The sequence below is a fragment of the Tildeniella sp. genome, from assembly GCF_059505325.1.
In genome coordinates this window covers 57,264-80,740 of sequence record NZ_JCACKI010000010.1, presented here as the reverse complement: position 1 = coordinate 80,740, position 23,477 = coordinate 57,264, and the positions used below count along the sequence as shown (strand labels likewise).

The 23,477-nt window shown below is 51.9% G+C and carries 18 protein-coding genes; 10 read left to right on the top strand and 8 right to left on the bottom strand.

The genetic code is table 11. The annotated features are described in order from the left end of the window. Positions 1–11 precede the first annotated feature (11 nt). Positions 12–683, bottom strand: coding sequence for a response regulator (locus tag AC5JO6_RS04915; protein WP_496079930.1), 672 nt, complete (start codon positions 681–683; stop codon positions 12–14). Between the two features lie 172 nt (positions 684–855). Continuing rightward, positions 856–1,398, bottom strand: a complete 543-nt coding sequence (locus AC5JO6_RS04910) for a type IV pilin-like G/H family protein (RefSeq protein ID WP_496079929.1) — start codon at positions 1,396–1,398, stop codon at positions 856–858. A gap of 677 nt (positions 1,399–2,075) precedes the next feature. Here AC5JO6_RS04910 and AC5JO6_RS04905 point away from each other — a divergent pair. After that, positions 2,076–5,615 (top strand): O-linked N-acetylglucosamine transferase family protein, encoded by a 3,540-nt coding sequence (locus AC5JO6_RS04905; RefSeq protein ID WP_496079928.1) that lies wholly within the window; start codon positions 2,076–2,078, stop codon positions 5,613–5,615. Between the two features lie 104 nt (positions 5,616–5,719). Continuing rightward, a complete protein-coding gene (trxB, locus tag AC5JO6_RS04900; protein ID WP_496079927.1) occupies positions 5,720–7,087 on the top strand; it encodes a thioredoxin-disulfide reductase in 1,368 nt (455 codons plus the stop codon). Positions 7,088–7,154: 67 nt separating this feature from the next. On the opposite strand, the gene AC5JO6_RS04895 is transcribed toward trxB, so the two are convergent. Then, positions 7,155–8,111 (bottom strand): response regulator, encoded by a 957-nt coding sequence (locus tag AC5JO6_RS04895; RefSeq protein WP_496079926.1) that lies wholly within the window; start codon positions 8,109–8,111, stop codon positions 7,155–7,157. A gap of 301 nt (positions 8,112–8,412) precedes the next feature. After that, complete coding sequence (locus tag AC5JO6_RS04890; protein ID WP_496079925.1) at positions 8,413–8,757, bottom strand: hypothetical protein; 345 nt, start codon at positions 8,755–8,757, stop codon at positions 8,413–8,415. Positions 8,758–8,861: 104 nt separating this feature from the next. On the opposite strand from AC5JO6_RS04890, the gene AC5JO6_RS04885 reads away from it, so the two are divergent. After that, complete coding sequence (locus AC5JO6_RS04885; protein WP_496079924.1) at positions 8,862–9,068, top strand: hypothetical protein; 207 nt, start codon at positions 8,862–8,864, stop codon at positions 9,066–9,068. Between the two features lie 13 nt (positions 9,069–9,081). Here AC5JO6_RS04885 and hisF read toward each other — a convergent pair whose 3' ends face one another. Then, complete coding sequence (gene hisF / locus AC5JO6_RS04880) at positions 9,082–9,852, bottom strand: imidazole glycerol phosphate synthase subunit HisF (protein ID WP_496079923.1); 771 nt, start codon at positions 9,850–9,852, stop codon at positions 9,082–9,084. A gap of 276 nt (positions 9,853–10,128) precedes the next feature. Here hisF and petP point away from each other — a divergent pair, with 276 nt between their 5' ends. The 3 genes from petP (at position 10,129) to chlG (ending at position 12,684) form a co-directional block, all read left to right on the top strand. Beyond that, positions 10,129–10,332, top strand: a complete 204-nt coding sequence (petP, locus tag AC5JO6_RS04875; protein WP_496079922.1) for a cytochrome b6f subunit PetP — start codon at positions 10,129–10,131, stop codon at positions 10,330–10,332. A 134-nt stretch (positions 10,333–10,466) separates the two neighbouring features. Continuing rightward, positions 10,467–11,564, top strand: a complete 1,098-nt coding sequence (locus tag AC5JO6_RS04870; protein WP_496079921.1) for a Get3/ArsA fold putative tail anchor-mediating ATPase NosAFP — start codon at positions 10,467–10,469, stop codon at positions 11,562–11,564. A gap of 82 nt (positions 11,565–11,646) precedes the next feature. Beyond that, complete coding sequence (gene chlG, locus AC5JO6_RS04865; RefSeq protein WP_496079920.1) at positions 11,647–12,684, top strand: chlorophyll synthase ChlG; 1,038 nt, start codon at positions 11,647–11,649, stop codon at positions 12,682–12,684. A 257-nt stretch (positions 12,685–12,941) separates the two neighbouring features. On the opposite strand, the gene AC5JO6_RS04860 is transcribed toward chlG, so the two are convergent. Beyond that, the gene (locus AC5JO6_RS04860; protein WP_496079919.1) at positions 12,942–13,208 is read right to left on the bottom strand and encodes a hypothetical protein; all 267 of its coding nucleotides are present in this window, start codon (positions 13,206–13,208) and stop codon (positions 12,942–12,944) included. Here AC5JO6_RS04860 and AC5JO6_RS04855 point away from each other — a divergent pair. Together AC5JO6_RS04855 and uca are read left to right on the top strand one after the other, a co-directional pair. After that, positions 13,207–15,327, top strand: a complete 2,121-nt coding sequence (locus AC5JO6_RS04855; RefSeq protein ID WP_496079918.1) for a transglycosylase domain-containing protein — start codon at positions 13,207–13,209, stop codon at positions 15,325–15,327. The two genes, AC5JO6_RS04860 and AC5JO6_RS04855, sit on opposite strands and share 2 nt — an antisense overlap. Before the next feature lie 39 nt (positions 15,328–15,366). Beyond that, on the top strand, positions 15,367–19,011 hold the full coding sequence (uca, locus tag AC5JO6_RS04850; RefSeq protein WP_496079917.1) for an urea carboxylase: 3,645 nt from the start codon (positions 15,367–15,369) through the stop codon (positions 19,009–19,011). Here the strand turns inward: uca and AC5JO6_RS04845 are convergent. After that, positions 19,006–19,305: a DUF2442 domain-containing protein gene (locus AC5JO6_RS04845; RefSeq protein WP_496079916.1), complete on the bottom strand. Its 300-nt coding sequence runs from the start codon at positions 19,303–19,305 to the stop codon at positions 19,006–19,008. The two genes, uca and AC5JO6_RS04845, sit on opposite strands and share 6 nt — an antisense overlap. Positions 19,306–19,362: 57 nt before the next feature. On the opposite strand from AC5JO6_RS04845, the gene AC5JO6_RS04840 reads away from it, so the two are divergent. Both AC5JO6_RS04840 and AC5JO6_RS04835 read left to right on the top strand, forming a co-directional pair. Further along, positions 19,363–20,442, top strand: coding sequence for a tRNA-dihydrouridine synthase family protein (locus tag AC5JO6_RS04840; protein WP_496079915.1), 1,080 nt, complete (start codon positions 19,363–19,365; stop codon positions 20,440–20,442). A gap of 327 nt (positions 20,443–20,769) precedes the next feature. Then, positions 20,770–22,125: a dihydrolipoyl dehydrogenase family protein gene (locus AC5JO6_RS04835; RefSeq protein WP_496079961.1), complete on the top strand. Its 1,356-nt coding sequence runs from the start codon at positions 20,770–20,772 to the stop codon at positions 22,123–22,125. A 295-nt stretch (positions 22,126–22,420) separates the two neighbouring features. On the opposite strand, the gene AC5JO6_RS04830 is transcribed toward AC5JO6_RS04835, so the two are convergent. Beyond that, on the bottom strand, positions 22,421–23,377 hold the full coding sequence (locus tag AC5JO6_RS04830) for an FTR1 family iron permease (protein WP_496079914.1): 957 nt from the start codon (positions 23,375–23,377) through the stop codon (positions 22,421–22,423). Positions 23,378–23,477: the final 100 nt, after the last annotated feature.

Below are 23,477 nucleotides of genomic sequence, written 5' to 3'. Positions count from 1 at the left end.
CCTACCGATGCTTAGTTCAGTAGCCCCAGTTTTCGAGCCGCGATCGCAATCTGCATCCGTAAATCCTTGTCGGGTTCGTCGTAAATGCCCAACGCATCCTGAAGTCTCACCCAGTAGTTTCGCACCGTGCGATCGCTCACCCGCATCCGATCGGCGATCGCTTTATCTGTCAGACCCTCCTGAAATTTCAGCGTGAGCACCTCTAACCACTTGCGGTCAAACTCAGAGCGGGAACGCAGTTCCGGTGGCAAGTAAATTGAGCCACGCAGCGCAAAATCCACCAGTCGTAGCATCTCGCGGATGGGCAGCGACTTGTCCATCGCCGCAAAGCCACCTTCGTAGGCGTTAATCATTGGCTTCAGCTGCACCAGCGGCTTAATATTTGTACTCAGCACCATAATATTCGGTGCCAACTGACTCTCGATCAGCGTTTTGAGAAACTGAATGCCAACCTCAGCACTCGCGATCGCATAAGGCTTCTGAGGCACACTCAAGTCCAGCACTACTAACGTGGGATGATAATAGCCGATTTGCGTCTGAGCCGTTTGAATCTCTTGCGCCGTCAAAATTTCAGCAGTAGGATACGCTCGCTTTAAGGCAGGTACTGTACCTTCCAGAATCGCCTCGTGGTCATCAACCACCAAAAAAGTTTGAGTCGTGGCATCGGACGAACTTCGGCTCATCGTTCACACCTGCATGAATGAGATTGCTCCAAATTAATTGTAAGAAGGAAAAGTGGAGCTGACGCTAACGATGCACCAAAAAGTAAAAGTGGGCAGAAATTTCTGCCCACTCTATTAATCGTTGAATCGCACTAGATGCAAGTGAAAGCCATTCGGCTCAGTTGCTCACGAGTTACTTACCAAGATCCTGGAAGTTGGTGCCATCACAAGCGGGACCGACGTTCGCGGTAAAAGCAACCCCAGCAGGACTACCCGCTGCGGGCTTGACGGATTGGCAAAGGACAGCCAGGGTTGTTGCTTCCCCAGCCGTGGTGCCTGTGGTAAAGCCAACACCAACACCACCCGTGTGCGCTCTTAGCGTGGTGGTGAATTTAGGATAGGACAGGTTGGTCACTGCGGAGCTGGTTTGACCGTTGATGGCGTAGGTGTAGTTGGTTGTATCGGTCTTGATGCCAAGACCCAGGATGGATACATCGCTAGAGAAGGTGTTCTTCTCCAGGTAGTAAGCCTGTTGTGAACGGTTCATAGAGCCGATGTACTGCTTGGATTCCGATTCCTTCGCTTTGTTTGCCTGGTTCAGGAAGGAAGGCAGCGCGATCGCAGACAAAATACCGATGATGATGATAACAACCAGCAGTTCAATCAGGGTGAAGCCTTTTTCTTGCTTCTTGGCGATCAGGTGTTGCAGGAACTTAGCTTGGAAATCAGATTTCATGAGAGGGTCTCCTTTTAGGTGCGGGGTCGTAGTTCTAACTCCTGAACCTAACGTACCCCTCCAACACCAACTTCATATCACCATCGACTATTTTTCTGAGAAAATGAGTTGAATGGCGGCTTTGCTCTGCTTTCCAAGCACGCTAGCAAGGGCTTTTAGTGAGACTTCTACAGCCACGTGCGCTCGTCCCCAAGCGATTTTCAGAAACGGAGCGCTCAAGAAACGATCGATCTCCTGTGGCGACGAATGGCGATCACCCCTAACGGCAGGAATTTTTGGCGTTGCTAAATCGAGGTATGAACCGCAAAATCCGCCCTCACCCTAACTCTCTCCCAAAGGTAGAGGAGACAGGACTTCTACCTCCCTTCTCCCTGGGGAGAAGGGCTGGGGATGAGGGTTAAATCATACTTGCCTTCAGCAACGCCGAATTTTTCTCATCTCTTATCTGAATGCTCCGAAAGGAACGCTCTATTAATCGGCAGGATTCGGTTCGCGGGTCAGCGCTGTGCATGATTGCAGCAACTTGGGCAAGATGGAAGGGAGCGTTTTGGCGAAAAGACCTGTAAAACGATTATGGACGTTGCTACATAAAGGTATAAATTGCCCTCATCCCAAACCCTTCTCCCCGGGGAGAAAGGCTTAAATTGCTGCTAACCTGATTGATTTGAGTGAGCGAAATGGACATTCAGCAGTTTATGGCACAGCTATCTCAGCTTGAGCAAGCTTGGCAAGCACCACTAGACTTGCTTGAACCGCAGCTTTATCAGTTACTGGAGCAAACGGGTGCGTTGACCAGTGCGCCAGTGCTACAGCTGCTCAATGCTGCTACTGGTGCCTTAGCACCAGGGGAAGTGTACTGCGAAGTAGGTTGCCAGCAAGGAGTCAACCTTATTGGTGCTTTGCGTCATCAGCCGCAGTGTATGGCTTATGCGGTTGAAGATACGGGCAACGCCAAGTTTGAAGCGGTGACTGATCGCCTGTTTGAGAATTTGACTGCTTTCGGGCTAGAGGAACAGGTGCTTTTCTGTGGTCAATCCTGCGAAGAGTTTTTTGCTGAGTTAAAGGAAGCAGAGCTAAGCGATCGGATCGGTGTCTATGTTTACAGTGGCGAGACTGATTATCGATCGCAAATGCTGGGGCTAATGCTGGCACAGTCGTTTCTTGCCGATCAGTCACTCATACTCATCAGTCAAGGGGCGTTAGGCACTGTTCGACAAGCAACATGGGATTTTTTAGCCACCAATTTGCCAGCAAGACTGTTGCTTGATGCCTCAAGTGACACCGAAAGTCACCTGTTCAGGCAAGGTCTGTGTGCTCAAGGCTGGCTGATTTTAAGTTGGGATGCCAGCAATCCTCGTGCTCAGGATGAGTTTGACTGGCAGCAACATCGCGATCGGGCTGTGATTGATGCCATTTACAATCTGCCTGTACACCCAAATTGGTCATACCTCGAAACCTTAGCTAAAGAAGCGGTACAACTGCATCTCGACGGTTGTTTAGCTGAAGCAGAACAGAAGTATCGAACACTTCTACAGTTTGAGCCTCAGAATGCTGAGATTTGGTTTCGTTTAGGTATGCTGTACCATTTGGCTGAAAACGACGAGGCAACGCTTGAAGTATTGCAGCAGTCGCTCACACTTCAACCAAATCACGCTTTAGCGCACCATGTCAGCGGTTTGGTGCTGGAACGAATGATGCACACTGCGGAGGCGATCGCAGCCTATCAGCGGGCGCACACGCTAGATGCAACCTACATTGACACGCTCCATCGCCTGGGCGATCTTTTGCTTCAGACTGGTGAAAGCAGTCAGGCAGAAGCGTTGTTTCAGCAGGCGATCGTCATTAAACCTAACGAATTTGGTGGGCATCTCCGTTTGGGCGATGCGCTCATGGCACAGCAAAAGGCTGAACCCGCGATCGCCGCTTATCGTCAAGCGCTGTTGCACAAACAGCTTGATCCTGACATCCTACGGAAATTAGGTGAGGCGTATACTGCTGCTGGAGATCTGGCTAGTGCCCATAGCTTCTTTGCCCATTCGTTAAAGCGTGCTGGTAATCATGAAGCCGCGATCGAGGAATTTCGCGCTGCCTTTGCACTTACCGTGGGAACGCTGAGCGACTATTTCGCACTGAGCGAATGCTATCAGCTCTGTGGACAAATTGACGCGGCGATCGACTGCATCCGTAGTGCAGCAAACCTGGAACCAGACGATCCCCTCTTGAGGATTTTTCCACAAACAATCCTACCGCTGCTCTATCAAAACGTGGATGAGCTTGCCAGCTATTATCAGCGGTTTGAACAGGGTCTTAAAACTCTGCAACATCAGGTCGAGTTGACGGAGGTTCAACACGAGACCGTTAGCTTTACCAGCATTCTCATGCTCGGCACGTTTTATCTGGCATATCAAGCAGTGAACGTTCGAGCATTGCAGTCAATTGATGGGCAATTATTACAGCGTGTCATGCGTGAGAGCTATCCAGATTGGTTAACGCCCCTAGCCATGCCGCCAATCCCGGCGACGGGCAAAATCCGAATCGGCTATCTTGCTGATTCAATGGGTGCAAACAGTATGTCGCGCTGGGCAGTGGGCTGGTTGCAACATCACGATCGCAGTCAATTTGAAATTTACTGCTACAACACTGGCTCTGCTAGCGATAGTGGCACAGAGTCATTTCACGCTCTAAGCGATGTGTACCGTTCTATTCCCAATGATTTATCAGCAGTGAGTCAGCAGATTCTTGACGACAAGCTACATGTTTTGGTGTTTTTGGCGATCGGCACCCACAAGCCAACGGCAATGATTGCCTGTCTGCAATTAGCGCCCGTGCAGTGTAGCACCTGGGGGCATCCTGTCACCTCTGGCATACCCACGATCGACTATTACCTCTCTGGCGCGTTGATTGAGCCAGAAAACGCCCAGGAGCATTACACAGAAACGCTCATTCGGCTCCCCAATCTTGGGATTAGCTATCCGCAGCCAATTATTCCAGCACCGACGAAAACGCGTGCGGACTTTGGGATCAGCGCAGAGGCTGTACTCTATATCTCCTGCCAGTTCATCACTAAATATCTGCCGCAGCACGACTGTTTGTTTGTGGCGATCGCGCAACGCGTGCCCCAGGCAAAATTCGTTTTTATTGTGCGGTCAACAGGGACACTCCGCTGTAGCCCAAGCTTAGAACGGCAATTCCGTCAGCGGCTCCAGCAAGCGTTTCTGGTTGTCGGGCTGAATAGCGATGATCATTGTGTATTTCTACCAGGGCAAAGCTGGCAAGACTACACCAGTTTACTGCTGGATGCAGAGGTGTTTTTAGATACGCCTGATTTTTCGGGTGGACACACTACGTTCGACGCGATCGCCTGCAATTTGCCGATCGTCAGTCATGTTGGCGAGTTTATGCGAGGTCGTCAGTCGTTCGGGATGCTCACGATGATGGGTATCACCGAAACGATCGCTCAGGATGAAGCGGAGTACGTTGAAATTGCGGTACGCCTTGGTTTGGAGCCAGAGTGGAGACGAGCGATCGCGCAGCAAATGAGCGATCAGCAGCACTATCTTTTCGACGACACCGCTTGCGTGAAGGGACTGGAACAGTTTTATCAGCAAGTAGTACGAGAGCGCTTGGAGCAACAGACTCAAGCACTACCTCTGCCAATCACGTCAGTTCACTCGGATGAAGTCAAACGGCTGCTGCATGTAGGCTGTGGTCCGTACCGCCCTGATGCCTTGCCAGAACTATTCCGTACAGACGCATGGCGAGAAATTCGGCTTGATATTGATCCATTAGTGGAGCCAGACATCCTTGGCACGATTACCGATCTGAGCGCTGTTCCCAGCGCCTCGGTCGATGCGGTCTTTTCGTCTCACAACCTGGAGCATATTTACTACGACGAAGTGCCTATTGCGCTTGCTGAGATGTATCGCGTTTTAAAGCCGGGTGGCTTGGTTCTGATCAGTGTGCCTGATATTCAAAGTGCCGCAGAACAGATTGCTCAAGGCAACTTGGAGGGCACGCTTTACCATTCTCCAGGCGGACCGATCGCCGCGATCGACCTCGTATATGGTTACCGACCAACCCACGCGTTTGGGATTCACCACTTACATCGCACTGCCTTCACCGCTGAAACACTCAGTCAAAAGCTCCAGCAAGCAGGGTTTTCCGAGATTGTCAGTCATCGAGAGAACTTCAACCTTGCTGTCAGAGGCTATAAGTAGCCCTGCTCAGTCTCTCTGAAGACACCATTTAGGCGCAGTAGGGGTTTTCATCCCACTGCGATCGCGCTATACTATCCGTAGTCGTTATGAGTTTGTAAAGAGCAATGACCACCCCAACGATCGAAAACGTAGTGATTATCGGCTCCGGTCCAGCCGGGTATACCGCCGCTATTTATGCTGCTCGTGCTAATCTCAAGCCGTTTATGTTTGAGGGTTATCAAGCGGGTGGCTTACCTGGTGGGCAACTCATGACAACCACCGAAGTAGAGAACTTTCCTGGCTTCCCAGAAGGCATTACCGGACCACAGTTGATGGATCGCATGAAAGCGCAGGCAATTCGCTGGGGCGCAGAGTTGGTGACTGAAGATGTCATCTCAGTCGATTTCAGCCAACGTCCCTTTGTGATCCGATCGGACGAACGAGAAGTCTTGGCGCATAGTGTCGTGATTGCTACAGGCGCAACGGCAAAGCGGCTGGGTCTACCGTGCGAAAGCCAGTTCTGGAGCCGTGGTATTTCCGCCTGTGCGATTTGTGATGGCGCAACACCGATTTTTCGATCGGCAGAACTGGCGGTTGTTGGTGGCGGCGACTCGGCAGCAGAAGAATCGATTTACCTGACCAAGTACGGCTCTCATGTACACATGCTGGTGCGAACCGAGAAAATGCGTGCCAGTAAGGCAATGCAGGATCGGGTTTTGAACAATCCGAAAATCACCCTGCACTGGAACACCGATATCATGGATGTGTTTGGTGAAGAAGACCACATGAAAGGGGTCAAAATCAAAGACACGAAAACGGGCGAGGAGAGCGAGCTGCACGTCAAAGGATTGTTCTACGCGATCGGGCATACTCCCAACACGTCCCTTTTCAAAGACCAGCTAGAGCTGGATGATGTGGGCTACATTGTCACCAAGCATGGGTCAGTGGAGACGAGCGTCGAGGGCGTTTTCACCGCTGGCGACGTGCAAGATCACGAATTTCGTCAGGCAATTACAGCAGCAGGTACGGGCTGTATGTCCGCCATGCTGGCAGAACGGTGGCTTTCTGCCAATAATCTGATCCAAGAGTTTCACCAGACTGACTCTGAAAAGCCAGTTGCAGAAGCCGTGGCGAAGAAAACCGAAGCGGAACAGGAAACTGAGTTCAGCGTTGAGCGGACTCGTCATGAAGGGGGCTATGCGCTGCGTAAGCTTTACCACGACAGCGATCGCCTGATTGTGGTCAAATATGCGTCTCCTCAGTGCGGTCCATGCCACACGCTCAAGCCCATTCTCAATAAAGTGGTGGATGAATTTGACGGCAAAATTCACTACATCGAAATTGACATTGAGCAAGACCCAGAAATTGCTGAAGCGGCTGGAGTGGTTGGCACACCGACGATTCAGTTCTTTAAAGACAAAGATAAAGTGGCAGAAATGAAGGGTGTGAAGCCCAAGAGTCAGTATCGGGAGACGATCGCGTCTTACGTCTAGCGAGAGGCTAATGCGTTGGACTGGTGCCTGTAGAAGCCTGAAATGGAGCGTCTCTACAGGCTCAGCTCTAGGTCACTGGACGGTAATAGCGAGTACAGGTTAGCGCTAGCGCGACTTGCTGGGCAGAGAGGTGTAGCAGCACCAGTTCATCTTCCCGCAACGTTGATGGTTGACACCATTGCAACGACAGCACAGCAAGGGCTTCCTGCCGATAGGTCACTGGGATCAGCAAATGTGCCTGTATGCCAGAGGTTACGTAATGTTCGATCGCTGCAAGGTCAGGATCAGAGGGGATGTTGACCGCAGCCTGCGTTTTTTGGGTGGCGATCGCTGCTTGCACCAGAGGATCGTGCTCAAGCCAATTCTCCAGCGCATCATTCGCGCTGTATTTGCCTTGAGTTGCTACGAGCTGCTTACCTTCAACCAGCTGGAGAATGCAACCATCTGCCTGAAAGCTTTTGCCAAACGCAGCCGCGATCGGCAGCAGGCTTTCCTCTAGACTGGCTGACTCCTGAGCAGTGCGAACGATCGCAGATAGTAAAGCCGTTTGCGATTGCGATCGGCGCAATTCTTCTGTTCGCTGCTTCAGCAGGTCGTAAGTTTCGGCAGCACGTTGCACAACCGCTTTCAATTCGTTTGGATCCCACGGCTTCGTGATGTACTTGTAAACCTGTCCAGAGTTGATCGCCTCTACCAGATCCTCAACATCCGTAAAGCCAGTGAGAATGATCCGCATTGTGTCTGGAAACTGCGGTACTGTGCGGCTGAGAAACTCAGTCCCTTTCATCTCTGGCATCCGTTGGTCTGAGATGATGACGGCAACCTCGCCTTCAGATTCCAACAGCTCCAATGCACGTACACCGCTTTCTGCTTTTAGCACCTGAAAATCGCGGCGAAAGGTACGATACAGCAAATCAAGATTGTCAGGCTCGTCATCGACAACTAGCATTTTTGCCTTCTTCGTTCGTTCCAGGCTCGTTAACTGGCGACTCATGGCATCAAGGTCAGAGATTGCGTAGTCCATAGTGGTAAGAAACTCTTTAGGTCACGTCAGCAGGGAAGCATTCCCAAGGCACTGCATTCACAATGACGGGATAAAAACATGAGAGCGGATGGGATTGTAGCAACATCGTCACTACAGACCTGATTTCAGTCAAGAGCGCATCGAACGGTCACAATGATGACTCCAATCTGAGATTGAAGCGAATCGGCTAGAAGATAAGCTATGGATACCACTAGCGAACGGTTCAGATCTAGTTTTGCCAATCTCGTAGCATTTCTAACCTTATTGCAATTAAAAAAGCATCTTACCCTTAGAAGCTTGTTTACAATGCGTCCCAAGCAACCGCTCTTGATTGAAGCGCAGATTTTGGGTCAGATGCAGGAACCTTAGTCACTACGCCACTCATGTTCCCTCCACTGCTATCAGATTCCAAGACCCAAACAGCTACATCTGAAGGCAAAGCGCGAGACGAAGTGTGTGTCATGCCCGTGACATACCCGATGTAGTTTCCCATTAAGAAATAAACCGCTACCATTGCCGCTGCGGAGAACGCAACCAGTGTGCCTGCTAGCATCAGCGAAAACTCGTTGCGATCGACTGCCTGCTGCATTAGATGAAGCGACCAGGCGACCAAGGCGATGACGATGGCAAGAATGAGTATCAGCATATCTAAAGTATTGTAACAGATACTCAGATTTCGTCATCCCCTCAGCGCACTGTGGAACCCCCGGTTGACAGGTTTTATACCATTTCCCTAAGCTGTCGCTACAGATGCAATCCTTGGCTGGCGGTCAGCGGTCAGCGGTCAGCGGTCAGCAGTCAGCGGTCAGCAGCAAGAACGAATCTGTAGCGCGATTTTGTAGAATTGGTATTACGCCCTTGCAGCTCGAAGCCTTATTCGCGCAATGTGCCACCCGCAAACTCCCCTCATCCTCCTTGCAGGGGACAGCGATCGCTTTTGCCTCAATCCTAAATTAAGCAATACAGGGCTTCAAACCGGGCGGATAGGCACTTTTTGCTTTGCCAGATAAGCTTTGATCTGAGCGACTGTGAGGTGCCCATAATGCAGCAACGAGGCGAGGAGAGCGGCTTCTGCCTTGCCGTCTGTGAGTGCCGCATGAATGTGCTCACAGGTTCCGGCTCCGCCTGAGGCAATCACGGGAATTTCGACCTGTTCGGCGATCGTGCGCGTTAGTTCCAGGTCATAGCCTGCCTGAGTGCCGTCAGCATCCATGCTTGTAACCAGAAGCTCTCCAGCACCGCGCTGCTCAAGGTTTTTCGCCCACGCGATCGCGTCCAGTCCTGTATTTTCTCGTCCGCCACGCACGTATACATCCCAACCGGGATGGTCGGTATCTAGCCTGCGACGGGCATCGATCGCCACAACGATACACTGGTTGCCAAAGCGTTCACTGGCGCGATCAATCAGGTTGGGATCACGCACTGCTGCTGAGTTGATGCTCACTTTATCGGCACCAGCCCTTAACAATTGTTTAATAGTTTCTAAGTTTTGGATGCCGCCTCCAACCGTAAGGGGAATAAACACTTGCTCTGCCGTCCGATACACCACATCGAAAATGATGCCTCGGTCTTCGTGCGTTGCCGTGATGTCCAGAAACACCAGCTCATCGGCTCCTGCCTGGTTGTAAACTTGCGCCAACTCGACCGGATCACCTGCATCTCGCAAGTCAACAAAATTGACTCCTTTCACAACTCGTCCTGCTTTCACATCCAAACAGGGTAAAATTCGCTTCGCCAGCATGAGATTTTGGAGAGGTTGAACTCTTGGATTCTAAGGCTTTGGGGGAAGTGAGGGGAGAGGAGTGTAGCTTGCTTCCGCTTCGCGGTGGAGTGAGGGGTGGGGAGACAGAGGAAGAAACGTTGGGGAAGTCGTTTGAAGCGTCTTCATTCATTGCCGTACTCCCTCTGCTCCCTACTGCCTCCCATGCTCCCTCTGCTTCCCCTGCATCCTCTTTCCTCCCAATTCTCCCCCTGACGCTGATACACTGATGCTTGGTTTTATAGTCTTGGAGTTGCGATGGAAGTCGGACAGAAGGTTCGTGTGTATCGGTTGCGCGATCGCGTGTCTCCGGTCATTGCTAAAAAGCTGGGCGAAGTTGGCGTGATCCAGGATTACAAAATGACAGATGGCAGTGGCGTTGGGTTTCTAGTCAAGTTCACTGATGGCTCAGCCATTTGGTTTTTTGAGGATGAGGTGAAGCTTGCGCCCGAAAGCAACTGATTAAAGGTTGGGTCGATCGCACGGTAACATTCCCAAAGAACGTGTGCAGATTTTAGGCAATCGTTACCATAAGAGGGACGCTGGCAGAACTTTCGGCTGGCAAACGTACTGCATTGGGCGTAAAAGCAAGAGACATGGCTCTAATTTTGACTTTTTTGGGCAAAGGTGGCGTTGGTCGGACGACGATCGCGATCGCGGCAGCCAAGCGGTTTGCTACTCAGGGAAAGCGGGTGTTGCTGGCATTACAGGAGCCAGTACCAGCGCTGGAGATCCTTTTGGGCGAGGTTCCTGGCACTGACCCACACGAACTTTCGCCCAATTTTTTTGCCGTGCAGTTTCAAGCGGCGTTGCTGCTAGAGCGCAGTTGGGAAGAGGTGAAGAAACTCGAAGCGCAATACCTACGAACGCCGTTTTTTAAGGAAGTCTTTGGGCAGGAGTTGGGCGTGTTGCCGGGGATGGACAATGCCCTTGTGTTGAATGCATTGAGAGAATACGATGCCAGCGGCAAGTACGATGTCATTGTGTATGACGGCACGGGCGATCAGGCAACGCTACGTCTGTTTGGGATGCCCGAAATTTTGAGCTGGTACGCCCGTCGGTTTCGCAAGGTGTTTGCTGATTCGGATTTGGGTCGAACCCTGTCACCTTTCTTACAGCCGATCGCCAGTGCGGTACTAAACGTCAGTTGGACGGATGATATCTTCAATCAACCAGCCGCTCAGCAGGCAACCAATATTCTGGAGCAGGGGAAGCAAGCACTAGCCGATCCCAAGCGGGTGGCAGCGTATCTGGTCACCACAGACGATGCGGCGGCGATCGCAACGGCAACCTACCTCTGGGGTGCTGCACAACAAGTCGGGCTGACCGTGGGTGGTGTGCTGTTAAATCGTACCCATGAGAGTGCGGCAGTCGCGCCAACCTTTGCTCCGCTTACCGTGACACCGATTCCGACGCAAGCAACTGACGATTGGCAACCGCTGATTGATGCACTGCCTGACTTTGAGCAAGCGTCTCAGGCTCCTCGTCCGATCGCGATCAACGTGGCAGAGCGTAAAGTCAGCCTCTTTCTGCCCGGTTTCGACAAGAAGCAGGTGAAGCTGACGCAGTCTGGACCCGAAATTACGATCGAGGCAGGCGACCAGCGGCGGAACATTCTGCTACCACCAGAATTGAGCGGTAAACCTGTTGCTGGCGCAAAGTTTCAGGATAATTTTCTCATTATTTCCTTCTGACTTCTGGCTCCTGTCGGCTGATGTGCTGGAAAACCTGACTTTTTTCAAGTCCACTTAGTTCTGATTTGGATAGTGACGCTGTATGACTGAATCAAATCCTGCTCCACTATCAGACGAACCCATTGCTGCTGATCTCGCGCCAGATGGGGGCGCGTCGGTACCTGTAGGCGATCGCAATGCCAAAGCTCGCCAACTCCTCGGCATGAAAGGTGCCCAACAAGGTGAAACGTCGATCTGGAAGATTCGTCTACAGTTGATGAAGCCGATTACCTGGATTCCGCTTATCTGGGGTGTTGTCTGCGGCGCTGCCTCATCGGGCAATTTCCGTTGGACGTTAGAGAGTGTGCTGATTTCGGCTGCCTGTATGTTAATGTCGGGTCCTTTTCTGACAGGCTACACGCAGACGCTCAATGACTTTTATGACCGTGACATTGACGCAATCAACGAACCCTATCGCCCGATTCCCTCTGGAGCGATTCTCCTGTCTCAAGTAAAAGCACAGATCTTTATTTTGCTTTTGGGTGGGGTTGGTGTGGCTTATGCGCTCGATCGGTGGGCAGGTCATGACTTTCCAACGATTACCATCTTGGCGCTCATTGGCTCGTTTCTGTCTTACATCTACTCTGCGCCCCCGCTGAAGCTGAAGCAAAATGGCTGGCTAGGAAACTATGCGTTGGGTGCGAGTTATATCGCGCTGCCCTGGTGGGCGGGTCACGCGCTGTTTGGCGACCTGAACCCGACGATTATGGTTCTGACCCTGTTCTATAGTTTGGCAGGCTTAGGGATTGCAGTTGTGAACGACTTTAAAAGTGTGGAGGGCGATCGGCAGTTGGGCTTAAAATCTCTACCCGTCATGTTTGGGATCACTACCGCTGCCTGGATCTGCGTCGGTATGATTGATATTTTTCAGGCTGGCATCGCTGTTTATTTGATTAGCATTCACGAAAATCTCTATGCTGCTATCCTGCTGTTGCTGATCATTCCGCAAATGACCTTTCAGGACATGTACTTTTTGCGCAACCCGCTCGAAAACGATGTGAAATATCAGGCAAGCGCTCAACCCTTTCTAGTGTTAGGCATGTTGGTCGCTGCCTTAGCTCTGGGTCATGCTGGGGTATAGGCATTATTAGTGTGCCTACTTATACAAAAGTGCATTTTGCAGCTTGCTATCTTACTCAAATTTGCCTGGTGCTTGTCGTTTGAATGCTGCTTTGGGCGATCGTCTAGTCTGGAGCGGCTTGGCTGAGGGCACAGGCTCGACGATCGTCGATTGAACCGCTGTCAAGATTCTGTCAAGAGCTTGACCCCTGTCAGGATTCTGCCAAGATATAGCAGGCGCTCATTGGAGTTCACGCCAAGGCTGGGTCGTCAGACTTCTCAGGGTTTGCCTGTACCCTGAGACAAATTTCGATCCCAACCCCTTACAATGAGAGCGGCGATCGGTTGGTGGTGATGAGGCTGTAATGTGGAAAACTTTCTTTCAAAACTCAAAAACTTATCGATCCGCTCAAACGGTTCTGCTCCGCTGCGGTCTGAGTTGCGACCAGACAGTGCGGTCAAACCATCCTCTACGTTACCAGTGAAGCCAGCATCAAAGGCTGATCCCGCTGATCCCGTTGCTTCACACGGCAAGCGTTTTCGCATGGGTAAGCCATTGCATCGTCGGTATACTTTTTGGCTGGCGCTTGTGGCGGTCAGTGGTGGCGGCGCTCTAGCGTGGGGTATGCAAACGGTCGAAAAGAGCTTGCCTGATGTCTCAGCGATCGCCAGCTTTAACCAGAATGGGACGTTGACGATTAGAGCGGCTAATGGCGTTGTTTTACAGCAGCTTGGCTCTGCAACCCGGCAAAAGCTCACGATCAAGCAAGTGCCCGATCGCGTTGTCAAAGCCTTCATTGCCGCTGAAGACCGTCGTTTTTACCAGCACAACGGTGTTGACTATCAGTCCATTCTGCGGGCAGTGGCATCCAATTTGCTTGCCCGCGATTTTGTTGAAGGCGGCAGCACCATTACGCAGCAGGTTGCACGCATCGTCTACTTGAACCAGGATCGCACGATGAAACGCAAGGTTCAGGAAGCGTTCCTGGCTCAGAAAATTGAGCGCACCCTGAGTAAAGATCAGGTGCTGGAAAAGTACCTCAATTTGGTTTATCTGGGTTCAGGAGCCTATGGAGTTGCTGACGCTGCCTGGGTTTACTACAGCAAATCGGTGAATCAACTAACGTTGTCAGAGACCGCTACGATCGCAGGCTTACCCCCTGCTCCCAGTGACTACTCGCCCCTGGTAAACCCGCAAGTTGCCCGTCAGCGACGCGATATTGTGCTCGATCGGATGCAGGAAGCGGGTTACATCACCGAAGCTGAGGTCGAACAAGCGCGTGCTCAACCGCTGACACTCAAGCCTAGCTCTCCCAAGAAGCTGTATAGCGATACGCCTTACTTCACATCCTACGTACAGCAGCAACTGCCCAAGCTGATTTCAAAAGAACAGCTAGAAGCCGGAGGGCTGACGGTTGAAACCAGCCTCAACCCGGCATGGCAGCAGGCAGCGGAAAAAGCGGTCAAAGACGCTGTGAAAAATATTGGTCCTGCCGAAGGCTTCAAGCAGGCAGCGTTAGTAGCGGTTGATCCCCGTAACGGTGAAATCCGGGCAATGGTTGGTGGCACTGACTTTGTTACCAGCCAGTTCAACCGGGTGACCCAGGCGCAGCGACAGCCAGGATCATCGTTTAAGCCGATTCTGTACACTACGGCGATCGCAACCGGCATTTCCCCCTACGCGTCGTATTTGGATGCGCCGTTAACAGTAGATGGCTACAAACCCCAAAACTACGGTAGAAAATATAGTGGCTGGCTGTCTCTGCGAGATGCCATTACTAATTCCATCAATCTGGTTTCAGTGCGCCTGCTAATTGATGTCGGGTTTGATCCGGTCATCAAATTAGGTCATGACATGGGTATTAAATCCGAGCTATTGCCAACGTATTCTCTGGCACTCGGCGCATCTGAGGTCAACCTGCTGGAAATCACTACTGCCTACGCCACTTTAGCGGCAAAAGGCAACCATGCCGAATCGCACGGTATTCGTCGCATTATCAACCGCAATGGTGATGTGATCTACACGGCTAACTTGAAGCCCAAACGAGCGATCGACCAAGATACGGTTGCGATCGTCACCTGGATGATGCAGAACGTCGTCAACAGCGGGACTGGGCAGGCGGCTCAAATTGGTAGACCCGTTGCAGGGAAGACAGGTACCTCTGAAGATGCCCGCGATCTGTGGTTTATCGGCTTTGTCCCTCAGATGGCGGCTGGCGTTTGGTTAGGCAACGATGACAACACCCCCACCTGGAGCTACAGCAGCACAGCAGCCGAAGTCTGGCACAACTTTATGACCATCGTTGTGAAGGGGATGCCCGTTGAGAAGTTTGCTGAGTTGCCCAAGCTTGACAATCGGAAAGGGACGCTCAAGGCAAAGCCAGTCAAGCCAGCTCAAATGTATGACGGCGAAGCGCCTCAGCCTAGCAGCGGCAATTCAGACAGCTATCGGAGCTATCCAAAAGAGTCTGGAGAACCCACACGTGCTCCCGCAGGCGACTCCAACGGTAGTGCGCCAGTGCCAGCAGCACCCGATCAATCACCAGACCCAGCAGTCCCTGAAGCAGCGCCACCCCCCCAAGACACCGCTCCTGAACTGCCGCCCGCTGAACCTGCGCCGCCCCCAACGACCTCTGGTCCGCCTCAGCCTGCACCTGCTAACTAATGTAATGTTAGCTATTGGCTATCCGTTGATTGACTGATTATGTTCGCCAAAGTTCTGATTGCTAATCGGGGTGAAATCGCCTGCCGCATCATACGCACACTCGATCGCTTAAACATTGCTTCTGTTGCTGTGTATTCCGAAGCGGATGCACATGCCGCACACGTGGCAGCAGCGGATGAAGCCGTCTGTGTGGGAAAGGCAGCAGCAGCAGAGAGCTACTTACAGGCAGATGCCATTTTGGCAGCAGCAAAAGCAACTGGGGCAGATGCCATTCATCCTGGTTATGGCTTTTTGAGTGAGAATGTTGCCTTTGCGGAAGCGTGTGTTCGAGCGGGAATTGTATTTATTGGTCCTAGCCCAGAGCAAATTCAGCAGTTTGGCTTGAAACATGAGGCACGGGCGATCGCCGAACAAGCCGGACTCCCCCTCGTCCCCGGTACGCCGTTACTAACCACTCTGGATCAGGTACGACAGGCGGCAACGGCGATCGGCTACCCCGTAATGATCAAAAGCACGGCTGGTGGTGGTGGCATTGGGATGCAGCTTTGCCGTGAGGAAGAGACGCTGGCAAGTTTGTTTGAAACCGTGCAGCGCTTAAGCCGCAATAACTTTAACGAAAGCGGTGTCTTTCTCGAAAAATATGTCGAACGGGCGCGACACATCGAAGTACAGATTTTTGGCGATGGTCAGGGTACAGTGATTGCCCTGGGTGAGCGCGATTGTTCGATTCAGCGACGCAATCAGAAAGTCATCGAAGAGGCACCTGCACCTCAGATCAGCGCCGCACTGCGACAGCAGTTGTATACGTCTGCGATGCAACTCGGTCAAGCAGTGCACTATCGATCGGCGGGAACCGTTGAATTCATTTACGACGTAGACACCGAACAATTTTATTTTCTAGAAGTCAACACGCGCCTGCAAGTTGAGCATGGTGTCACCGAAGCCATTACGGGTATAGATTTAGTGGAGTGGATGGTGCGACAGGCAGCAGGCGAGTCGCTGTCGCTGGACACCTACCGCTATCAACCAAACGGGCATTCGATTCAGGTGCGGGTGTATGCCGAAGACCCAAACAAAACCTTTCAGCCCAGTTCTGGGATGTTAACCAACGTGCAGTTTCCGGCTAACATCCGCTGTGACACCTGGATTGCCACCGGAACAGAGGTATCGCCCTTCTATGATCCACTACTAGCAAAAGTGATTGTGCATGGGGCATCGCGTGCGGTGGCGATCGCATCCCTCCAAACTGCCCTCGCTACCTCTCGCATTGATGGCATTGAAACAAATCTGGAGTATTTACGCCAAATCATTGCCGCACCTGCCTTTGCCACTGCCACCTTGACGACCAAGTTTCTCAACGAGCTTGCCTATCACCCCAGGACGATCGATGTCCTTGTAGCAGGCACCATGACGACCGTGCAAGACTATCCCGGACGCGTGGGTTATTGGGATGTGGGTGTGCCACCGTCTGGTCCAATGGATTCGCTGGCATTTCGGCTCGGTAACCGGATTTTGGGCAACCCAGAAGCCACCGCTGGGTTGGAGTTTACGCTGTCGGGTTCTACTTTGCGCTTCAATACCGATACCGTCATCTGTCTCACGGGTGCGGCGATGAAGGCAACATTGGACAAGGAGCCGATCGCCGTTTGGACAGCCGTTCCCGTCAAAGCAGGCAGTACGCTTCGTCTGGGCACCATCCAGGGCAATGGGTTTCGGACATACCTTTCTGTGCAGGGTGGGTTGGATGTACCCAACTATTTGGGCAGCAAAGCGACCTTTACGTTAGGTGGCTTTGGCGGTCACGGTGGCAGAGCCTTGCAAGTCGGTGATGTGCTGAAGTTGAATGCAGCCTTGCCTCAGGAATCGCACACGTTGCCGTCTGAACTGATTCCTACCTACCCGACCCATTGGGAAATTGGCGTGCTGTATGGTCCTCACGGCGCACCTGATTTCTTCACCGATGCAGACATCGCAACGTTTTTCAGCACTCACTGGGAAGTGCATTACAACTCAGCACGTACAGGTATTCGGTTGATTGGTCCTAAACCGCAGTGGGCACGGCAGGATGGCGGCGAAGCAGGACTACATCCCTCAAATATTCATGACAATGCCTACGCTGTTGGTACGATCGACTTCACGGGTGATATGCCGATCATTCTTGGGCTAGACGGTCCTAGCTTAGGTGGGTTTGTCTGCCCTGCGACGATCGCCGAAGCCGAACTATGGAAAATTGGACAGCTCAAACCGGGCAACACCATTCAATTCCATCGCCTGACGTTTGATCAAGCGTTACAGCAAGAATTGCAGTTGGATCGTCAGATTCAAACGCTGCAAGTTGGTCAATCCACAACCGTTGCAGATGATAGTTCCAGCGATACGCGCTTCGCACACACAAGTGAACGCGCCATTCTTGCCACACTGCCTGCAACCGAAACCCAAATTACCGTCACGTATCGTCAGGCAAGCGACAAGTATCTGCTGATTGAGTATGGTGAACTGGTGCTGGATTTAAACTTGCGCTTCCGGGTGCATGAGTTGATGACGTATCTGCACACCCATCCCATTGCAGGCATTTTGGAGCTTACGCCGGGAATGCGATCGCTCCAGGTACATTACGATAGCCGGATACTTTCGCAGCGAGATTTGCTGACAGCGTTGCAAGCAATTGAAGTGCAGTTGCCTGCGATCGCTGACCTGAAAACTTTACCAACTCGCATTGTCCATCTGCCTCTGTCCTGGGATGATGCATCGACACAACTAGCCATTCAAAAATATATGCAGTCGGTGCGAAACGATGCGCCCTGGTGTCCCAGTAATATCGAATTCATTCGCCGCATCAACGGCTTGGATAGCATTGAAGCCGTAAAAGAAATCGTTTTCAACGCCAGCTATCTCGTCATGGGGCTAGGCGATGTCTATCTCGGTGCGCCTGTTGCTGTCCCGCTCGATCCGCGTCATCGCCTCGTCACTACTAAATACAATCCTGCTCGCACCTGGACACCTGAAAACGCCGTTGGCATTGGTGGTGCCTACCTCTGCATTTACGGGATGGAAGGTCCCGGCGGCTACCAGTTTGTGGGGCGCACGGTGCAGGTGTGGAATCGCTACAAACAAACGGCAGACTTCACAGACGGCAACCCCTGGCTGCTGCGATTCTTCGATCAGATCCGGTTTTACCCAGTGTCTAACGCTGAACTAACGCAACTCCGTGAGGATTTTATTGAAGGCAAATGCAAGCTGAAGATTGAAGAAACGACCTTCAACTTACAGGACTATCAGCAGTTTCTAACCAGCATTGCGGATGAAGCAACTGCCTTTAAAACCCGTCAGCAAGCGGCATTTCAAGCAGAGCGCGATCGCTGGGCACTCAATGCCGACGATGAACGCGCGATCGCTGCCGAACCCGATCGTCCTCCCACGCCAACGGTTGAAATTCCTGACGACTGCTATGCTCTGACGGCTGCTACTACCGCTAACGTGTGGCAAATTTTGGTCAAACCGGGCGATCGCGTCACAGAAGACACAGGCATCATCATCCTGGAAGCCATGAAGCAAGAAATGACGCTGCTTGCCGAAGCACCCGGCATTGTAACAGCGATACTCTGTACTCCAGGGCAACTGGTCACAGCAGGACAAATCCTGGCGATCATTCGCGGCGATGATGGCATGGCTGACCTTTCATGAAGTAGCCCGTGTCGCTAACCAACGCTCAAACGAATGAGGGCTTTCGCCGCTTTGCCTGCCTGCTAGCAAACCTTCGATTCCAATGTGTTCGTCCAAATCAATCCACTCGATCGCGTAACCCTCTCCCAAGAGCTGCCAGTTTTGCCGTTCCTTATGGGAAGCGTGCAGCAGGCGTGGATACCAGGATAAAGGAACAATCAGACTTCGCCCATCAACTAGATCCACCGTTAGCTTCTCGTCAGTCACTCTGATTTGTGCGGCAAGGGGTTCGCTCTCAAGCGTTAAAGTAGTCATACCAAGCCTCCAACAGGGTTTGTTCGTAGCTCTCAAGCACCGTCCCATAAATTGCCCATGCCACCCGTCCACCGTCTTCCTCTACCACTCGCTCCAGGACTCCCGTTGACCGCGCTTGCGCCGATGCAAGACGTGACGGATCTGCGCTTCATGAGTGTGATCGCCCACTATGGCAGTCCCGACTACTTCTTTACAGAGTATTTCCGCGTCTACGCCAATTCAGGGCTGCACAAAAACATTCTGCGATCGATTACAGAGAACGCAACCGATCGCCCTGTTTTTGCTCAACTCATTGGCGAGAGCATTCCTGATTTAGTGCGCGTGGCTGGTGAGCTGAGCCAGTATCCGATCGCGGGCATCGACTTGAATCTGGGTTGCCCCGCCCCTAGAATTTATCGCAAAAACGTTGGCGGCGGACTGTTGCGCGATCCTGACAAAATCGATCATATGCTTGGCGAACTGCGTAAGGCTGTGGCTGGGCGCTTAACCGTCAAAATGCGACTGGGTTTTGACGACACTGCTAACTTCGATCGCATTCTCGACCTTATTAATCGGCACAACATTGACTTGCTGAGCTTGCATGGTCGCACGGTGAAGGAGATGTACCATAGCGACGTGCATTACGACCTGATCGCTCATGCGGTGCAACGAGTGCAGTGTCCCGTCTTCGCCAACGGGAATGTCACCTCTGCCTTTGCTGCTGCTGCTGTCTTAGCTCAAACAAGAGCCGCTGGAGTAATGATTGGTCGTGCGGCAATTCGCAACCCCTGGATTTTTCATCAAACTCGCCAACACCTGAGCGGTCAACCCGTCTCAACGATCGCACTACCTGCGGTGCGCGGCTATATTGAACGCCTACGGTGCGCGACAGCTATGCCGTCCATACCAGAGCGTGCGCGTGTCAACCACATGAAAATGTATCTCAACTACATCGGTCAGGGCGTTGATGTTACAGGAGCATTCTTAAGCGAGATGCGCCATGCTCACACAGAAGCCGAATTGTTTGGTGCTTGCGATCGCCATTTATTAGGTGAGACAAACCGAAGCCAGCCAAATCAAACCTTTGCTATTGAGCCATACCCAGGGCTGGCTGCTCGCCCTAATCGTGAACCGACTCATGTCTTAAAAGCATGTTAGAGAACCGCTATAGTTACTAGCAATTGGCGGTCGGAGGAATGTTGATAGCACCTTAGTCAGTGGTTAGAGAAAAGCTGATCGCTGATCGCTGACCGCTGACCGCTCTCAACGCAGCCTGAACCTATACCTCAAGGCGCGTACCTGCCGTCAAACACACAGAAGAATAATGACGAGTCTTTGTGGCAAAATACAGCGATCGAGCGCTTAAAGTAACATCAGAATTCAATGATGAAGAAATTAATCGCTCGCTCAGCGTAACTTCAAGCGATCTTTAACTTAAAGCCTCAGCATTGCGTAGAGTACTCTTCTCAGGGAGACCAGCCAGTGGTGGAAACAGCAGATGTGATTGTGATCGGAAGCGGACAGGGTGGGGTGCCTCTGGCGGCTGATTACGCTAAAGAGGGACGCAAGGTCGTTGTGTTTGAACGGGATGCGTTAGGCGGTAGCTGTATCAACTATGGCTGCACACCGTCGAAGGCGTTTTTGGCAGCGGCTCATGGAGCAGGACGATCGCGGCAGGCAAAAAAATTAGGCATTCACACTCAGGTCAACGTTGACTTTCCGGCAGTGATGGAGCGCGTGAGAGGAATTCGCGATCGCTTCAACCAGGGCGTTCACACGCGTCTAGAAAGTGCGGGTGTCAGGGTTGTCTGTGCTGAAGCATCGTTTGTGGGCGAACGCACGGTCAAAGGTGGTGAGGTCACTGTACAAGCGCCTCTAGTCGTCATCAATACAGGTACATCGTCATTGGTGCCTGATCTTCCCGGACTGGCAGGCACCCCGTACCTCACCAACCGGAATTTCTTTGATCTAAAAGCCTTGCCGCCTCGTTTGTTAGTCCTGGGAGCCGGTTATATTGGCTTGGAGTTAGGACAAGGGTTAGCGCGGTTGGGCAGTGAGACACATCTGATCGTGCGGGGCGATCGCGTTCTCGGTCAAGAAGAGGCTGACGTGAGCGAGACCCTAGCCGACGCGTTCAAGCAGGACGGCATTCAGCTTCACTTTGGAGTCAATGCCGAGCAAGTTGCCTATAAGAACAATGTGTTTACGCTGACCTTGAGCAATGGCGACCAGCTTCAGGGAGAAGCATTGCTGATCGTGATTGGGCGCAAACCGAACACAGGTGCCCTTAATGTAGCCGCCAGCGGGATTGAGCTAGATGACAAGGGCTTTGTCAAAATTGACGACCAGTTTCATACCACCTGTTCTGGCGTTTATGCGATCGGCGATGCTGCCAAGCAGCCTGCTTTTACCCACGTTTCCTGGGAAGACTACCGTCGTCTAAAAGCCATTCTCAACGGCGAACAGCGCCATCGGCACGATCGCGTTCTTGGGTATGCCGTCTATACCGAACCACAAGTGGGACGGGTTGGTATGACGTTAGAACAGGCGCAGAAAAAAGGGATTAATGCTCGTAGCGTCACGCTTCCCATGAGTCAGATTGCACGGGCGATCGAATGGGGGCACGAACTAGGCTTTTACCGGATGGTCATTGACAATGACACCAATAAGATTCTTGGCGCAACGCTAGTCGGTTATGAAACGGCTGAGTTGGTACATGTGTTTCTATCCTTAATGGAAGCGGGTGCAACCTGGCAATTGCTGGAACAGTCCGTTCACATTCACCCCACTTATGGCGAAGCGTTGCCTAGCTTGGCGCGGTTACTTCTGGAAGATCATTAAGGAGTTGTACAGAAATAACAGCATGGTCTGTAGCCGTCAGCCGTCAGCGAAAAGCCGATAGCTGATAGCTGATAGCCGATAGCTGATAGCTGATAGCTGATAGCCGATAGCTGATAGCTGATAGCTGATAGCTGATAGCTCATAGCTGATAGCTGATCCAAAAGTGTCCAGTTATTTTTTAGCAAGCTCTAATGCGATCTCTGGAAAAGAATATACCCGCTGGTAGTTTCTTTGCTAGAAATCTCCTAAGTAGAGCCTTCGTAAGGACGTAGCACATCCATCACTACAGGTACCATCATTTACCAACCGACGATTCCACCTGAGCGCTTTTCGCAAACGGCAGTTTCCATCCCATCACGCTTTTGAGGTAGATACTGCCGATGCTGAGGAGAAACAGCACATAGCCAATTGCCTGCACAACGTAAAGTTTGTCTTCGTAGCCAAACAGCGTATGCAGAATTACACCCGGAAACTGGCTATCAGGAAGGACTTTGCTGGTATTCCAAACCATTGGTCCTAACACGCATGAGGGAAACTTGGTAAAGCGTTCGTAATAGAAACAAAGACCTTCGGACTGACGATCGATCTTGGAAAGGGTGCTGATAGCCGTATCAAAATGACCCAGTGCCGAAACGACTAAACCCGCAACAATTAGTAGCAGGAAAATGCCCATGACCAAAAAGAAGGCGCGGAGGTTGATTTGCACACCCCAGCGAAACAGGAGAAAGCCGATCGCGATCGCGCAGACAATGCCTGCTATAGCCCCTACTGCAGGGATCAGCCCTTGCTGAAACTTAGCGGCAATAAAGAGCACGGTTTCAAAGCCTTCTCGCAGCACGGCGAAAAAGATGAGTCCAAAGATGCCCCATCCGGCTGCATTACCACCTTGCAGTGTCGCCCCGATCGCGCCTTCCACCTGACCTTTAAGTAAACGTGCCTGTTGCGTCATCCAAATCAACATCCAGCTCAACATAACGACCGCTGCCGCGCTAAAGACTCCTTCTAGCAGCGGCTCAAAGACTGGTGCATACTTTTGGTTGGACGACCCTAGCGCTTGGAGCACGAAGCCAAATAAGATGCCGACCAAAGCGCTCACGACCAGTCCACCTGCAATACCGCCGTACACCCACGTGTTGAGGTGCGACTGTTTTGCTTTTTTAAGGTAAGCAAGCACAATGCCCACCACAAGAGCGGCTTCTACCCCCTCGCGCAGGGTAATGATAAAGGTCGGTAAGGCAGAGCTAAAGTCCATAAGGTAAAGCGTTGGGGGTAAGCGAAGAACGAGAATTAGAGGCGAAGTTGTTTACTTCAGTTCTAGCCCTGCACATCGCAAAAAGGCAGACTCCTACCAG

Bases quoted from the DNA above. Each gene is read 5' to 3' on its own strand.
- AC5JO6_RS04915 (WP_496079930.1), bottom strand. From the start codon at position 683: ATGAGCCGAAGTTCGTCCGATGCCACGACTCAAACTTTTTTGGTGGTT.
- AC5JO6_RS04910 (WP_496079929.1), bottom strand. From the start codon at position 1,398: ATGAAATCTGATTTCCAAGCTAAGTTCCTGCAACACCTGATCGCCAAG.
- AC5JO6_RS04905 (WP_496079928.1), top strand. From the start codon at position 2,076: ATGGACATTCAGCAGTTTATGGCACAGCTATCTCAGCTTGAGCAAGCT.
- trxB (WP_496079927.1), top strand. From the start codon at position 5,720: ATGACCACCCCAACGATCGAAAACGTAGTGATTATCGGCTCCGGTCCA.
- AC5JO6_RS04895 (WP_496079926.1), bottom strand. From the start codon at position 8,111: ATGGACTACGCAATCTCTGACCTTGATGCCATGAGTCGCCAGTTAACG.
- AC5JO6_RS04890 (WP_496079925.1), bottom strand. From the start codon at position 8,757: ATGCTGATACTCATTCTTGCCATCGTCATCGCCTTGGTCGCCTGGTCG.
- AC5JO6_RS04885 (WP_496079924.1), top strand. From the start codon at position 8,862: ATGCAATCCTTGGCTGGCGGTCAGCGGTCAGCGGTCAGCGGTCAGCAG.
- hisF (WP_496079923.1), bottom strand. From the start codon at position 9,852: ATGCTGGCGAAGCGAATTTTACCCTGTTTGGATGTGAAAGCAGGACGA.
- petP (WP_496079922.1), top strand. From the start codon at position 10,129: ATGGAAGTCGGACAGAAGGTTCGTGTGTATCGGTTGCGCGATCGCGTG.
- AC5JO6_RS04870 (WP_496079921.1), top strand. From the start codon at position 10,467: ATGGCTCTAATTTTGACTTTTTTGGGCAAAGGTGGCGTTGGTCGGACG.
- chlG (WP_496079920.1), top strand. From the start codon at position 11,647: ATGACTGAATCAAATCCTGCTCCACTATCAGACGAACCCATTGCTGCT.
- AC5JO6_RS04855 (WP_496079918.1), top strand. From the start codon at position 13,207: ATGGGTAAGCCATTGCATCGTCGGTATACTTTTTGGCTGGCGCTTGTG.
- AC5JO6_RS04860 (WP_496079919.1), bottom strand. From the start codon at position 13,208: ATGCGAAAACGCTTGCCGTGTGAAGCAACGGGATCAGCGGGATCAGCC.
- uca (WP_496079917.1), top strand. From the start codon at position 15,367: ATGTTCGCCAAAGTTCTGATTGCTAATCGGGGTGAAATCGCCTGCCGC.
- AC5JO6_RS04845 (WP_496079916.1), bottom strand. From the start codon at position 19,305: ATGACTACTTTAACGCTTGAGAGCGAACCCCTTGCCGCACAAATCAGA.
- AC5JO6_RS04840 (WP_496079915.1), top strand. From the start codon at position 19,363: ATGCCACCCGTCCACCGTCTTCCTCTACCACTCGCTCCAGGACTCCCG.
- AC5JO6_RS04830 (WP_496079914.1), bottom strand. From the start codon at position 23,377: ATGGACTTTAGCTCTGCCTTACCGACCTTTATCATTACCCTGCGCGAG.